Genomic DNA, 13943 nt, shown 5'->3' with positions numbered 1-13943 from the left:
GGACTTAAAATCCGTTGCTTGGAAACGAGCGTGTGGGTTCGATTCCCACAGCGGCCACCACGCGCGAACCGGCCGCAACAAACTTGCGTGAAGGGCAATCATTCCGGTATTATACGGTTGCAGCGAAGGGGTGCCTCGCCCTACGATTTGTTTTTCAAGCCATCGTCTTTTCCGACAGGTTTATGTTGGCCGCTGGTTTTCAGTAGGCGGCCGGGACGTTGGCAGTGCAGGTTTCGAACTTTGGTAAAGGCCATTTTGAACAAGGATATTGCAGATGCAGGGCGGCAGAAATTCGGCATATAGGGGCTTCGTCGCGTTGCCGCATATGGCTCTGTGTTCGCTTCTCCTGACGGTTCTTTGTATGTTGGGCAGCGCCTCGGCGCAGACCGCGCCTTTTGACCGGGGGTGGCAATTGGATGCGGCTGCCTCGGCCCTGCGGTTCCAGTCGGTGAAAAACGTAACCAAGGTGGAATCCAGCAGTTTTGCGACACTTGCCGGCAGCATTGATCCGGGGGGCAATGCGGTCGTTCGGGTTGCCCTCGATTCGGTGGATACGACAATTGACCTGCGCAATGTCCGGATGCGGTTCTTGTTCTTTGAGACGTTCCAGTTTCCCGAGGCGGTGATCTCTGCGACCATCAACCCCGCCGCTCTTGCGGATCTGGCGCAAACCCGCCGCAAATCGCTGGATTTGCCCTTCACGCTGGACTTGCACGGCGTACAAAAACAGATGGAGGCGAATGTCTTTGTCACCTTGCTCAGCGATGATCGCGTTGCGGTGTCAAGCAGCGCGCCCATCGTGGTGCCCGCCGCCGACTACAATCTGACCGAAGGCATCGGCAAATTGCAGGATGCGGCGGGTGTGGTTATCATCCCCTCCGCCACGGTGTCGTTTGATTTCATCTTCAACAGGGACGCGGACGGGGCGAAACCCGCGCAGCCGGAAATCGGCGCTAAACCCGCCGCGACCGCGTTGGAGACCGCAGGCAATTTCGATCTGGAGGGCTGCAAGGGCCGGTTCGAAATCCTCTCCCGCTCGGGCAATATCTTTTTTCGCTCGGCGTCCGCGCGGCTGGACGACAAGAGTTTTGCAATCCTCGACAGCATCGTTGATATCGTCCAACGCTGTCCGGGACTGATGATTGAGGTGGGAGGCCATACCGATGACATCGGCTCTGACGCCGCCAATCAAAAGCTATCGGAGGCGCGGGCGCAATCCGTTGCCCGTTACCTGACCGAAAAGGGGATTGAGGCGCAGCGGTTCCACGCCGTCGGCTATGGTGAGTCGCAACCGGTGTCGGATAATGCGACAGAAGAGGGCCGAGGCCGCAACCGGCGCATCGGGTTTTCGGTGATGAACAATGGCTGACGGGAATTTGGTTCTGGCCGTGACGTTGGCGCTGTCACTGTCGGCCCCGCTATGGGCGCAAACCGCACAACCGGATGCGGCGGAGGCAGCGATTTTTCAGACCGCGCAACAATCCGGCATTGCGGCGGATTATCGGGCCTATCTGTCACAATACCCTAACGGGGTCTTTGCCGAAATCGCACGATTTGAACTGGAGTGGGCGACGCAGGCAGGGACGGCGAAAACAACGGAAGAACCCACTGCAGCGCTGCCAGAAACCACCGTCGCAAGCCCGGAGCCGGGAACGACAGCCAGCCAGACCGGCATCGGGTTTGAAACGCAGTTGCATTCGCCGGGAACGCCGGTTGATGGCAAAACCATTGCGGAACTGATCAAAGGATCACCGCTTTTTCCACCGATCGAAGGTATTCCGGAAAATATGTGGAAAAACCAGACCTGCTCAAATTGCCACCAATGGACGAAAGAGGCGCTTTGCACCCAAGGGGCCACCTATACCGGCCCGAACGGCCCACATTCGCTTGCAAAGCTGCATCCCTATGGCGGGGCGTTCAAGGCAGCGTTGCTGACCTTTGCGCTTGAAGGATGTCAATGACCGCCCGCCCGTCACCGTATCATTCGGCGGTTTGAACGTTTTTCCACCACCAATGCTCGTCCGGAACACCTTTCGGTGCCGTGCCGCCCGTGGTTCCGGGTCTCGCATGGGCCTTCAATGCGGTATCCAACGCCTCATCATCCGGGATCAGGTCGTCCATCGGCAGAAGTGGCGCGTAAAGCTCTTTCAGCGCTTCGAGAGTGCTGCGCAATTCGCAAATGATCGGCCAGTCGTCACTTTGCGCCCCCGAGGCGAGGCGCGCCTCGATCCGCTCTGTCAGGTTGTAATCCAGAAACGGCAGCGCTGGTTCGATCAGATGAGCGGAGCCGGTCAGGAACCGCTCCACCTCAGCTCGATCGTCGGGCGGCAATCCGGCCGCCTGAGCCGTATAGAGCGCATAAAACCCTGCGGTGAAATCCCGCGCGGCATCGGGCCGCGTAGTCTGCTCCGCTATCAGTGGCAATGTGGTGTGCAGATTTGAGAGTGTCTGTGTTAATTTTCCCATTGTGATTCCTCACATAAAAGTCTTTTGCCGCCAACCGCGCCATGAATTGGCTCGGCTCGCCGCTGTAATACGCCAACGGCCTCTTCTCGGGCTTTGGGCGCCGACTATTGGCCCGGTTGGGTCTTGAAAAAAGCCGTTCACCGCAAAACGACGCGGCGCTGCGAAAATTGCATCACCATCAGGATACCGCTTTGCCGGATTCGGGCCAAGCACAAATGCAGCGAAAAGCCGGATTGCGCCGGTTCGGTGCAAGAGGGCGCTATCCGCGCTGCAATTTCACCGGCTCGCTGCGGCCGAGTTTCAGAAAATGCGCCATGAACGGTTTGGTCGCATCCTCCGTGCGGGTCGCTGCATAGAGCCGTTTGGTAATCTCGCCCGGTCCGAGGGGACGGGTGATATAGTCGGCGTGGCTGCGCAGATCGCGTAATACCCAATCGGGCAGCACCGACACCCCCCGGTTGGAGGCCACCAACATCAGGATCACCGCAGTCAACTCCACCGCCCGCGTGCCGCGCGGCTCGATCTTGGCGGGGGTAAGAAGTTCAGTAAAAACGTCCAGCTTGTCGCGGGTGACCGGATAGGTGATCAGCAACTGGTCACGGAAATCCTCGGCCTCGATGACTGTTTTCGCGGCAAGCGGGTTCTGCGCAGCCGCGACAAACATCGGGTGATAGTCAAATAGCGGATTGAAAACCACATTCGCCAGATCAATCGGATCGGATGAGATCACCAGATCGACCTCCTCGCGTTGCAGGGCAGGCAGTGCCTCAAACGCCAATCCGGCGCGGATGTCGACATCCACCTCTGGCCACGCCCGACGAAACAGTTCCAGCACCGGGAATAGCCATTCAAAGCAAGCGTGACATTCAATAGCGATATGCAACCGCCCAGATTTGCCGGATCGAAGGCCGCGAAACTCCTCCTCTAGCGCGTCGATCTCAGGCAGGATCCGTTCTGACAACCGCAGCATCCGCAGGCCCGCCGCCGACAGTTTCAGCGGTTTGGATCGGCGCACGAACAGTTCCACCCCGGCCTGATCCTCCAAGCCCTTGACTTGATGCGAAAGCGCCGATTGCGTCATGTTCAGCATATCGGCCGCCCGCGCCAGACCTCCGGCCTGATGAATGGCGCGGATGGTGCGCAGATGGCGGAATTCAATGTGCATTATGCGGTCATCCTCATAAACATGATTAGAATTATGAAATTGTCTCACATGACGGAATCGGCGACAAGGGGTGCCAGCCTAGGAGTCAGCCATGACCAAGACACCGAACATCTCGTTTGAGTTTTTTCCGCCGCAGACGCTGGATGCGTCTTTCCGCCTGTGGGAAACGGTGCAGATGTTGGCGCCGCTGAACCCTGATTTTGTGTCAGTCACCTACGGGGCGGGCGGCACCACACGCAAGCTGACGCATGAGGCGGTTGGCGCGATTGCCAACAACTACGGCCTGAACGTCGCGGCACATCTGACCTGCGTTGATGCAACCCGTGCGGAGACAATGGAAATCGCTGAAAGCTATGCCGCCGCTGGTGTGACCGAGATTGTCGCCTTGCGCGGCGATGCCCCAAAAGGTAGCGAGCGTTTTACCGCACATGACGATGGTTTCACGTCCTCGGTCGAACTGATTGAGGCGCTTGCCGCAACCGGCAAATTCAAGCTGCGCGTCGGTGCCTACCCGGAGCCGCACCCCGATGCTGCGGATACGTTGGCGGATGTGCGCTGGCTCAAGCGCAAAATCGACGCGGGTGCAAGTTCCGCGATGACGCAGTTTTTCTTCGAGGCGGAAACCTTCCTGCGGTTCCGCGATGCCTGTGTCAAAGAAGGCATCATTGCCCCGATCATTCCGGGTATCCTGCCGATCCAGTCCTGGGACGGCACCCGGAAATTCGCAGCGCGCTGCGGCACTCAAATTCCCGCATGGCTCGATGACGCCTTCGCCTCCGCCAAGCGCGATGGGCGGGAGGAGTTGCTGGCAACCGCACTTTGCACGGAGTTGTGCGATACGCTGATGTCCGAAGGTGTGGACGACCTGCATTTCTACACGCTCAACAAACCCCATCTGACGCGGCAGGTGTGCCATGCGCTGGGTGTGAGCCCGCAAATCGCGTTGCAAAACGTCGCTTGATCGACTTTCCTGGACCCTGACGGTTCAATACTGGGGCGGCGCAGGCCGCCCTTTTCTTTTGACCAGAACCAAGTCCTATTTGCGCCGCGCGACTCGCGGGATGCTGCTGCGGCCAAGGGTATAAGTCGCTTCGGGATGCGGTGGTTTTCCTTCATTCTGGTTCCAGAAACTGGCCCCACCAAGCCCAAGCCAAACCGGAAAGATCATTGCCACACCGGCAATGAAACCGCCCGCATGCGCCCAGTAGGCGACGCCATCGCCTTCGCCCGGCGTGGAAACCCCGCTGAACAGTTGCAAGGCGAACCAGATGCCCAGAACAACCCAGGCCGGAACAGCGAACACCCGGAAAAAGATCACGATGATCAAAAGTACGTCAACTTTCGCGCGCGGGAACAGCAGCAAATAGCCGCCCATCACCGCCGCAATCGCCCCCGATGCCCCGATCATCGGCACCGGCGATTCCGGCCCCGCTGCGATCTGCATCGCCCCCGCCGCCATGCCTCCGAGCAGATAGAAGCCGGCATAGCGGACCGGTCCAAGCAAATCTTCGAGGTTGTCGCCAAAAATCCACAAGAACAGCATGTTCCCGGCCAGATGCATGAAGCCAGCATGCAGGAACATCGAAGTTACGATGCCATAAAGATGCTGTCCGGCCATGACTTCCTGCGGAACCAACCCCCAATCGACAAAAAACCATGAAAGCTGGTTCTCATCGCGGATCAGCAGGGAGTAAAGGCAAAAGATCCCGATATTGATCAGGATCAGCGCATAATTCACATATGGCACACGCCCCGAAGGGTTATGATCGCGGATCGGAAACATCGCGCCAAACTTCCCGATCCGCGCCTTCGCGTCAAGTCTCGTGCGTGTTGCGGCCAACTAAATTGAGAGCAACACGCCCAAGATCACGCCTCGCCGACTTCCGCCAAAAGCTGCGCGTTGCCGCCGGAAGCGGTGGTGTCGATGCAGACGTGGCGTTCAAGTTGAACATGCGCCGCGTCCGGCATGCCACCAATCAGCGGCAGGATCGCGGATTTGCGTGATGCCAGCGCTTTGGCATAGGCCCGGCCTTGTGTCGCATCTCCCCACCAAAGCGCTGCGGAGAAACCATCGAGCCGCGTCAAGGCCGCTGGTGAAAGCCCGGCGGCGGCAACCGCCACACCGCCAAGCGCGCGCACGGCATCTGCCTGCGCTGCTGCCTGGGCTTCACTTGGCCCAAGGCATAGCAAGGGCAAGCGCGGGTAGGCGGAAAGTCGGTTGGATTCGCCAGTTGGCCCCGGCAAATCCTTCACGTCGATTGCCGCGCGGGCAGGGGCGGCTTTTGTCAGTGCCTTTTGAACTGATGGAGCATCCGACGACCCGGCTTTGCCCTCGCCCTGAATTGGCGCATCGTGTCGGGTGAAACGCGCAAGATATTCTGGCCCGCCCGCCTTTGGCCCTGTCCCGGATAGTCCTTCACCGCCAAAGGGTTGACTGCCGACAACCGCGCCGATCTGGTTGCGGTTGACATAGGTATTGCCGACCTCGATCTGGCTGACAACGCGCTCCACCCTGTCATCAATCCGGCTGTGCAGGCCAAAGGTCAGCCCGTAACCCATCGCGTTCACATCGGCGATAACCTTGTTCAAGCCGCCCGAGCGCCAAGGAGCGATGTGCAGGACGGGACCGAAGATCTCGCGCGGCATATCGGCAATGCCGTTGATCTGAATAACGGTCGGTGGAATGAAGGTGCCGCCCTTCGGCACCGTGCCTTCTTTCAGCACCCGGCCTTCTGCCCGCGCCGCCTCAATATACTCACGGATCCCGGCTTGCGCCTTGGCGTCGATCACCGGGCCAACATCGGTCACAAGTTCCCACGGGTTTCCGGCTTCCAGATCATCCATGGCGCCAAACAGCATTTCCTTCACGGTGTCTGAAACATCGTCCTGCAAATAAAGGCAACGCAGCGCCGAACAGCGTTGCCCCGCCGATTGGAACGAGGACGCAAGAATATCGCGCACCGCTTGTTCGGGGAGCGCCGTGCTGTCGACCACCATCGCATTCAGCCCGCCGGTTTCCGCGATCAGCGGTGCTGTCGGCTCCATATGCTCCGCCATTGTGGCGCGGATGCGCAGTGCGGTCGCAGTGGACCCGGTGAAACAGACGCCATTGACGCGTGCATCCCCGGTCAGGGCCGCACCCACAACCGCACCTTCCCCCGGCAGCAGTTGCAGCGCGGTTTTCGGCACCCCCGCTTTGTGCAGCAGGTCCACCGCAAGGGCCGCGATCAACCCCGTTTGCTCGGCAGGTTTTGCCAGCACCGCATTGCCGGCAACCAAAGCCGCCGCAATCTGGCCCGAGAAGATGGCGAGCGGGAAGTTCCACGGGCTGATGCAGGTGAACACGCCGCGCGCCGGGGCGGTCAGCACCTCACCCTGATCGGCGTAGTAGCGCAGGAAATCCACCGCTTCGCGCAATTCGCCAACAGCATCCAGCAGCGTCTTGCCTGCCTCACGCGCCAGCAGCGCAAAGATCGTCCCGAAGTTCTCCTCGTACAGGTCGGCAGCACGGCGCAGCACTGCCGCGCGCTCTGCCGAGGCGGCATCCCATGGTTTGGCGGCACTTAAAGCAGTTTCCACATCCGGGCCGGTCGCGGGCAGAACGTGGCCTACCACATCGCCGGTTGCCGGATTCTTCACCTCCCAGCGCTGGCCACCGGCAACCGGACCCGCCAACATTGGCCGCGCCTCAAAAAGTTGTTTTTCAAACGGCGCGCGCGCGGCCTCGATCCTCGCCAGATCGGCGCTATCGGTCAAATCCCAGCCTTCGGAATTACGCCGTTTGCCAAAGAGCGCGGGCCCGGTCGCAAGGATCGGGTTCGCGATTGCCGAGAGTGCCTGAACCGCCGCGATCGGGCAGCCCGCAACTTCCTCTGCCGGAACCGACTCATCAACGATCTGGTTGACGAAACTGCTGTTGGCGCCGTTTTCCAGCAAGCGCCGCACCAGATAGGCGAGCAAATCACGGTGCGCACCGACCGGGGCATAAATGCGGCAACGGGTTCCTTCCTGCTCATGCACGATATCGTGCAAGCGTTCGCCCATGCCGTGTAGGCGCTGAAATTCAAAGGCGCGTTTGTCCGTTGCCATATCCAGCACGGCGGCAACGGTATGGGCGTTATGAGTGGCGAATTGTGGATAAATCCGGTCGGTCATGCCAAGCAGCTTTTTGGCATTGGCCATATAGCTGACATCGGTGGATTGCTTGCGGGTGAAGACAGGGAAACTTGCCAGCCCCATCACCTGCGCGCGTTTCACCTCGGCGTCCCAATAGGCTCCCTTGACCAGGCGCACCATGATCTTGCGGTCCAGACGCTCTGCTGTGCCATACAGCCAGTCGATCACGGCCCCCGCGCGGCGACCATATGCCTGTACCACAACGCCGAACCCCTCCCAGCCCTTCAGGGAATTGTCGGACAGAACCGCCTCGATCACCTGCAACGAAAGCGCCAAACGGTCGGCTTCCTCGGCATCAATATTGAAACCCAACCCGGCGGCTTTGGCCAGACCCGCCAACGCACGCACACGCGGCACCAGTTCCTCCATCACCCGCTCACGCTTGGCGACCTCATAGCGCGGATGCAGCGCCGACAGCTTGACCGAAATGCCGGGATTGTCGCGAATATCCTTGGACTTTGCGGCCTTGGCGATGGCGGTAATCGCGGCGGTATAAGACAGATGGTAGCGCCGCGCGTCATGTTCAGTGCGCGCCGCTTCGCCCAGCATGTCATAGGAATAGGTGAAACCCTTCCCCTCCAACTCCTGCGCGCGTTTCATCGCGGCCTCGATGGTTTCACCCAACACGAACTGCTTGCCCATCTCCTTCATCGCGCGGGAAACGGCTGTGCGGATCACCGGCTCTCCCAACCGTTTCACAGCCCCCCGCAGGCTGGAGGCGATGCCCGGCTGGCGGTCATCCAATACGCGCCCGGTCAGCATCAAGGCCCAGGTCGACGCATTGACAAGACTGGAGGCGGAGCGCCCCAGATGCTTGCCCCAGTTCGACGGCGCGATCTTGTCCTCGATCAGCGCATCCATGGTGTCGGCATCCGGCACCCGCAAAAGCGCCTCCGCCAGACACATCAGCGCAATGCCTTCGTCGGTCGAAAGACCATATTCGGCGAGGAACACCTCCATCAACCCCGGCTTGGCACTGGCACGGATCGCGCGCACCAGATCGGCCCCGCTGGCGGCGATGCGGGCGCGGTCGGCATCCGACAAGCCCGCCTGGGTGATCAGATCATGGATCAAACGCGCCTCATCGCGCAGGGATTGGCGGTCGATGATGGTCCAGGACGTGTCAATGGAATCGCGTGGCATGGGCAAAGCCTCCTCTTTGGCGTAATATATGCCAGAGTCAAAAGCCGTTTGTCCCGATTATCTGTCGGATGCAGGCAATTTGGCTGATAACCGGGGGAAATCCATGCCGTCAGACCTGCCAAACCTCGACCGATTTGATACCGCCATTCTGCGCGTCCTCGCTGCTGACGGACGGATAAGTGCAACCGAGCTTGCCCGCCGCATCGGGCTGTCGAAATCGCCGACGCAGGCACGGATGAAGCGGCTGGAAGAAGCAGGCGTGATCACCGCTTACCGCGCCCAACTTGACCCGATCAAGATGGGGCAGGCGCATGTGGCTTTTGTCGAGGTCAAGCTGTCCGACACGCGCGAAGCCGCCTTGCGGGCGTTCAACAAAGCGGTGCTTGCTGTGCCGGAGGTGGAACAGTGCCACATGATGGCCAGCCGCTTTGACTATTTGCTGAAGATACGCACCGGCGATATTCAGGACTATCGCCGGGTGCTGGGCGAAAAGATATCATCCCTGCCGTTCGTGTCGGCCACCTCGACGCATGTTGCGATGGAGGCGGTGAAGGAGACTGGGGATGGCAGCGGCGTGGCTTGAAGGGAGCGTTGGCTTTCGCCCATCCTACGGTTGCAATCATCAATGCAAGCAGTCTCGCACCGCGCCAACATCGCTATTTCATCTTGGCACAAATACCTAAACCCGCGCCGCCACAACGCGCGCCGTCAGCGCGTTATTCGCCTCGGATCACCTTGCGAAAGCCATCAAACAGCGGCTCATTGGCGCAAACAATAGACCCTTTGACCAACGGATCATCACCTTCGCGGATCGCAGAAGCAAAGCCGCCCGCCTCGCGTACCAGCAACAACCCAGCCGCGATATCCCAAGGCTGCACCCCGCGCTCCCAATAGCCATCGAAACGGCCGGCGGCGACATAAGCCATATTCAGCGCGGCGGAACCCCAGCTACGCACCCCGGCAGTGACGGGAGCAAGCCGCGCCAAGTCCTGCAACGTCGCAGGCAGCGTTCCCTTGCCGCCAAACGGTACGCCGGTGGCGAAAATGCTCTCGATCATCTGGCGCCGTCCCGACACCCGCAACCGGCTTTCATTCATCCATGCGCCACCGCCTTTTTCGGCCCAGAACATTTCATCCTTGGCGGCGTCCAGAACCACGGCGGCGACAATCTCGCCTTTGTGTTCCAACGCAATGCTGACGCACCAATGCGGCAAGCCATGCAAGAAGTTCGTGGTCCCGTCCAGGGGGTCGACAATCCAGCGCCGCGTCGGGTCTGCGCCTTCGGTCTCCGCACTTTCCTCGCCCAGAAAGCCATAGGTCGGACGCGCGCCCAGCAGTTCTTCGCGCAGAAGCTTCTCGGCCTCACGGTCCGCCTTGGTAACAAAATCGCCTGGACCCTTGCTTGAGACCTGAAGGTTTTCCACCTCGCGGAAATCCTTGACCAGCGCACGCCCCACTTTGCGGGCGGCTTTCTTCATCATGTTCAGGTTCGCGCTGGTTTGCATGCAGTGGCTCCATTCCATCCAAGCAACGCCCTATATCCCCGGCCCGGTCAGATGCCAAGGGCAATGGCGCGAAGCATGCGGCAATTCCGGGTCAGCCCTGTCAGGGCACTGATACCGTCAGGGGGGGCGACTTTGCCAACGGAAAATACCGGACCTTCCCTTGAAGAGGGACGGTCCGGCAGGTGGGGCAGCAGGGAGTAAGGGGAAAGAAGGCGTCAGATCGCCTTAGCAGTGCGCGACATAGCGTTGACCACGGCTGTTGCGATAATAGCATTGGTTGTTGCCAGGTGCGGTCCCGATCAGCGTCGATGCGGCAGCGCCGGCAATCGCGCCGACCGCAGCACCTGCGAGCGCATCATCCGCAATTGCGGCACCCAGAACGCCACCTGCAACCGCTCCAGCCGCAGTGGTCTGATTCCGCGTCTGGCATCCGGTCAGCGAGAGAAGAACAATGGGCAGGGCGAGAAGAAGATTTTTCATGGTGACCTCGGATTGATTATGTTGTGTTAACGCCGCCGCATGAATTTGGTTCCAAAGATTTCTGGGATTGGGCTGTAAAAATAGAAAGGGGGCGCTCGGCCCCCTTTCTTGTCGCCCTCGCTAGGTTGATCAAACCTTGCGTGCAGCGGCGACGGCCTCTTCCAGAATGTCCATCGCTTCGGCGAAATGTTCGTCAGGGATGGTGATCGGGGCAAGAAAGCGGACGACATTCCCGTAAACGCCACAGGTCAACAGGATCAGATTCCGCTTCAACGCTTCCATGCGGACGCGGTTGGTGAAGTCGGCGTCAGGAGCGTGGGTCGTCGGGTTGCCGAATTCCACCGCGACCATGAAGCCGGGACCGCGAATATCTATCACCTCGGGCGTGGTGGAGCGGATTGCCTCCAGCTTCTGGCGCAGGCGACTGCCGAGTTCATTGGCGCGGTCGCAAAGCTGCTCTTCCTCGATCACATCCAGCACGGCATGTGCAGCGGCAACGCCCAACGGGTTGCCCGCATAGGTGCCGCCCAAGCCGCCAGGGCGCGCTGCGTCCATCAACTCGGCGCGGCCGGTCACCGCCGCCAAAGGCAAACCACCCGCCAGACCCTTCGCCATGGTGGTGATGTCGGCGGCTACGTCATAGCCGTGCATCGCAAACATCGTGCCGGTGCGGGCAAAGCCGGTCTGCACCTCATCCGCGATCAACACGATTCCATGCTCATTGCAAAACGCGCGCAGGCTGCGCAGCAGGTCCGGCGGCGCGGGGTAGAAACCGCCTTCGCCCTGCACCGGTTCAAAGATGATCGCGGCCACACGGTCCGGGTCCAGATCGGATTTGAACAGTTTGTTCAGGTCCGACATCGCATCGGCGGTGGAAATGCCATGTACATCTTGCGGGAAAGGGATGTGATAGACATCCGGCATCATCGCGCCAAAGCCTTTTTTGTAAGGCTCCACCTTGCCGGTCAGCGACATGCCCATGAAGGTACGGCCATGGAAGGCACCGCCAAAAGCGATGATCGCCGGGCGTCCGGTTGCAACGCGGGCAATCTTGATGGCGTTTTCGACTGCTTCCGCGCCGGTGGTGACAAAAATGGTCTTCTTCGGGAAATCGCCGGGAACCAGATCGTTCAGGCGTTCGGCCAGACGGATATAAGGCTCATAGGGCAAAACCTGATGGCAGGTGTGGGTAAAGCGGCCCAACTGCTCGGTTACGGCCGCCATCACCCTCGGGTGGCAGTGGCCGGTGTTGACCACGGCAATGCCAGCAGCGAAGTCGATATAGCGGTTGCCCTCGATATCCCAGACTTCGGAATTCAGCGCCCGTTCGGCATAGATTTGCGTCATCATCCCGACGCCGCGCGAAATTGCTTCATCCCGGCGCTTGGCTACATCTGCATTCAACATGGTTTCACCTCGATTTGATTTGGCCGCAGTTTGCCCTGTTTTGCGGGGCATCTTCAACTGGCGTTTGCAGGCCGGTCCGGGCAATCAGCGCGCAAAACCGCTCAGCCCCGTGTGTTGTCGAAGAATATTGCGTTGATATCGTGAATTGAGGGGGTTTTTCAGGCGCATGTTCGGGACGGAGTGAAATATTCGTAGAATATTCGGGGCGGTTGCCGGCCTATTCGGCATCCGGCTCTGATTTCATCAGCCGATCCGCCTTTTTGCGTACCAGAACCGTGCGCAGGTCCAACATCGCCAACAGCAAAACATCCGTCACCTGTGCAAGTTGGTCGTCTTGCGCGCGGGTTTGCACCCATTGCGTCGTCAGGTTGAGATGGTCGACCGTGCGAAGGATATCATCCACCTCGCGCTCTGCCAGTTGATGGGTTCGCTGGCTGATCCAAGTTTGGATTTCTGCCAGATCTTCAGGGGTGAGGCTGCGGTCACCATGCGGTTTCACCTCGCCGTTGCGAATGTTGATGCTGGCGATCTGGTCCATCTCAATCCGGCGCTGGCGGTTTTCGGTATCAACCCGAAACACCAGCGCGCCGTTTTCCCGTACCCGGAAATAGTAGTCAGGCAGATCGCCCATTCCCTTAATCCCCGTTGTCTATGCAGCGCAGAAGTGAGCCGTCGAGGTCAATCAGCGCGAACATGCGCGGCGCCTCTGACGGGCGGAATATCCCGGTCAGCCGCGGGATGGCCTTCGGGTCAACCGAAAGGCCAAGGCCGCGCCATTCCTGCAACAGGCCCTCAATGTCATCAAGTCGGATGCAGGCACTGAAAGCACTTTGCGCGGGATCGAGGTCGGCGTGTGGAAAAAACTCCAACTCCAGCGGCCCGCGTCGCAGGATCATCCAGCCGGTGCCACGAAACACCTCGGCAAAGCCCAGCCGCGCATAGAAGGCGGCTGTGGCCTTGAAATCCCGGCTGGGCAGATTGGCGGTGATCCGGTCAGCCATGGCACCTTCCCCGGGCTGGGGGATTAAACCAACCCCGCGCAGAATGTTTGAATACGGCTGCAAGCCTCGGTCAGGGCCGCATCCGAAGTAGCGTAGCTGACCCGAAAGTTGGGCGATAGGCCAAAGGCCGCACCAAACACCACCGCCACCCCAGTTTCTTCCAGAAGGGCAGTCGCAAACGCTTCATCGTCGGTGATCTTGGCGCCGCCCGCGCTGGTTTTGCCGATGCAGCCGGAAATATCGGGGTAAACGTAAAACGCGCCTTCGGGTGTCGGGCAGGTTATACCTTTCGCCTTCGACAGCATCCCAACCACCAGATCTCGGCGGCGTTGGAATAATACCTTGTTATCATCCAGAAAACCTTGCGGGCCGGTCAAACCCTCTAACGCGGCATATTGGCTGACCGAACAGGGGTTCGAGGTGGATTGCGACTGAATCTTCGCCATCGCCTTGATCAATTCAACCGGGCCCGCCGCATAACCGATGCGCCAACCGGTCATGGCATAGGCTTTTGACACCCCATTGCAGGTCAGGGTGCGGTCATAAAGCCCCGGCTCCACCTGTGCCGGCGTGCAGAATTCGAAATCGTCAAAGACGAGG

At 59.9% G+C, this 13943-nt stretch carries 14 protein-coding genes; 4 read left to right on the top strand and 10 right to left on the bottom strand.

Features of this window, described 5'->3' with window-relative positions:
- The first annotated feature begins 274 nt into the window (after window positions 1-274).
- Complete coding sequence (locus L0H65_RS05135; RefSeq protein WP_301457760.1) at window positions 275-1369, top strand: OmpA family protein; 1095 nt, start codon at window positions 275-277, stop codon at window positions 1367-1369.
- Window positions 1362-1961 (top strand): hypothetical protein, encoded by a 600-nt coding sequence (locus L0H65_RS05130; RefSeq protein ID WP_301457759.1) that lies wholly within the window; start codon window positions 1362-1364, stop codon window positions 1959-1961. Before L0H65_RS05135 ends, L0H65_RS05130 begins: the two co-directional genes overlap by 8 nt.
- A 19-nt stretch (window positions 1962-1980) precedes the next feature.
- On the opposite strand, the gene L0H65_RS05125 is transcribed toward L0H65_RS05130, so the two are convergent.
- Together L0H65_RS05125 and L0H65_RS05120 are read right to left on the bottom strand one after the other, a co-directional pair.
- The gene (locus L0H65_RS05125) at window positions 1981-2466 is read right to left on the bottom strand and encodes a hypothetical protein (RefSeq protein WP_301457758.1); all 486 of its coding nucleotides are present in this window, start codon (window positions 2464-2466) and stop codon (window positions 1981-1983) included.
- Window positions 2467-2725: 259 nt separating this feature from the next.
- Window positions 2726-3631, bottom strand: coding sequence for a LysR family transcriptional regulator (locus L0H65_RS05120; protein ID WP_301457757.1), 906 nt, complete (start codon window positions 3629-3631; stop codon window positions 2726-2728).
- A gap of 91 nt (window positions 3632-3722) precedes the next feature.
- On the opposite strand from L0H65_RS05120, the gene metF reads away from it, so the two are divergent.
- Window positions 3723-4592 carry a methylenetetrahydrofolate reductase [NAD(P)H] gene (gene metF / locus L0H65_RS05115; RefSeq protein WP_301457756.1) on the top strand — a complete coding sequence of 290 codons (870 nt, stop codon included), beginning with the start codon at window positions 3723-3725 and terminating at the stop codon, window positions 4590-4592.
- A gap of 75 nt (window positions 4593-4667) precedes the next feature.
- Here the strand turns inward: metF and L0H65_RS05110 are convergent, their stop codons facing one another.
- A complete protein-coding gene (locus L0H65_RS05110) occupies window positions 4668-5414 on the bottom strand; it encodes a rhomboid family intramembrane serine protease (RefSeq protein WP_301457755.1) in 747 nt (248 codons plus the stop codon).
- 83 nt (window positions 5415-5497) lie between these two features.
- Window positions 5498-8950: a bifunctional proline dehydrogenase/L-glutamate gamma-semialdehyde dehydrogenase PutA gene (gene putA / locus L0H65_RS05105; protein ID WP_301457754.1), complete on the bottom strand. Its 3453-nt coding sequence runs from the start codon at window positions 8948-8950 to the stop codon at window positions 5498-5500.
- A 103-nt stretch (window positions 8951-9053) separates the two neighbouring features.
- On the opposite strand from putA, the gene L0H65_RS05100 reads away from it, so the two are divergent.
- The gene (locus L0H65_RS05100; RefSeq protein ID WP_301457761.1) at window positions 9054-9533 is read left to right on the top strand and encodes an Lrp/AsnC family transcriptional regulator; all 480 of its coding nucleotides are present in this window, start codon (window positions 9054-9056) and stop codon (window positions 9531-9533) included.
- A 133-nt stretch (window positions 9534-9666) separates the two neighbouring features.
- Here L0H65_RS05100 and L0H65_RS05095 read toward each other — a convergent pair whose 3' ends face one another.
- From L0H65_RS05095 to L0H65_RS05070, 6 genes are all read right to left on the bottom strand, one after another.
- The gene (locus L0H65_RS05095) at window positions 9667-10455 is read right to left on the bottom strand and encodes an inositol monophosphatase family protein (RefSeq protein WP_301457753.1); all 789 of its coding nucleotides are present in this window, start codon (window positions 10453-10455) and stop codon (window positions 9667-9669) included.
- Between the two features lie 225 nt (window positions 10456-10680).
- Window positions 10681-10935, bottom strand: coding sequence for a hypothetical protein (locus L0H65_RS05090; RefSeq protein WP_301457752.1), 255 nt, complete (start codon window positions 10933-10935; stop codon window positions 10681-10683).
- Window positions 10936-11064: 129 nt separating this feature from the next.
- Window positions 11065-12342: a 4-aminobutyrate--2-oxoglutarate transaminase gene (locus L0H65_RS05085; protein ID WP_301457751.1), complete on the bottom strand. Its 1278-nt coding sequence runs from the start codon at window positions 12340-12342 to the stop codon at window positions 11065-11067.
- A 217-nt stretch (window positions 12343-12559) separates the two neighbouring features.
- Window positions 12560-12973 (bottom strand): hypothetical protein, encoded by a 414-nt coding sequence (locus tag L0H65_RS05080; protein ID WP_301457750.1) that lies wholly within the window; start codon window positions 12971-12973, stop codon window positions 12560-12562.
- A 4-nt stretch (window positions 12974-12977) separates the two neighbouring features.
- Window positions 12978-13343: a bleomycin resistance protein gene (locus tag L0H65_RS05075; protein WP_301457749.1), complete on the bottom strand. Its 366-nt coding sequence runs from the start codon at window positions 13341-13343 to the stop codon at window positions 12978-12980.
- 23 nt (window positions 13344-13366) lie between these two features.
- A partial coding sequence (locus L0H65_RS05070; RefSeq protein WP_301457748.1) for an aminotransferase class I/II-fold pyridoxal phosphate-dependent enzyme occupies window positions 13367-13943 on the bottom strand: 577 nt, incomplete at its 5' end.

Origin of the sequence: Pseudorhodobacter sp. (assembly GCF_030452865.1) — a bacterium.
In the GTDB taxonomy this organism is placed as follows: Bacteria; Pseudomonadota; Alphaproteobacteria; order Rhodobacterales; family Rhodobacteraceae; genus Pseudorhodobacter.
Note: the sequence above shows the minus strand (reverse complement) of the source record. Positions and strands in the feature narration are given on the sequence as shown.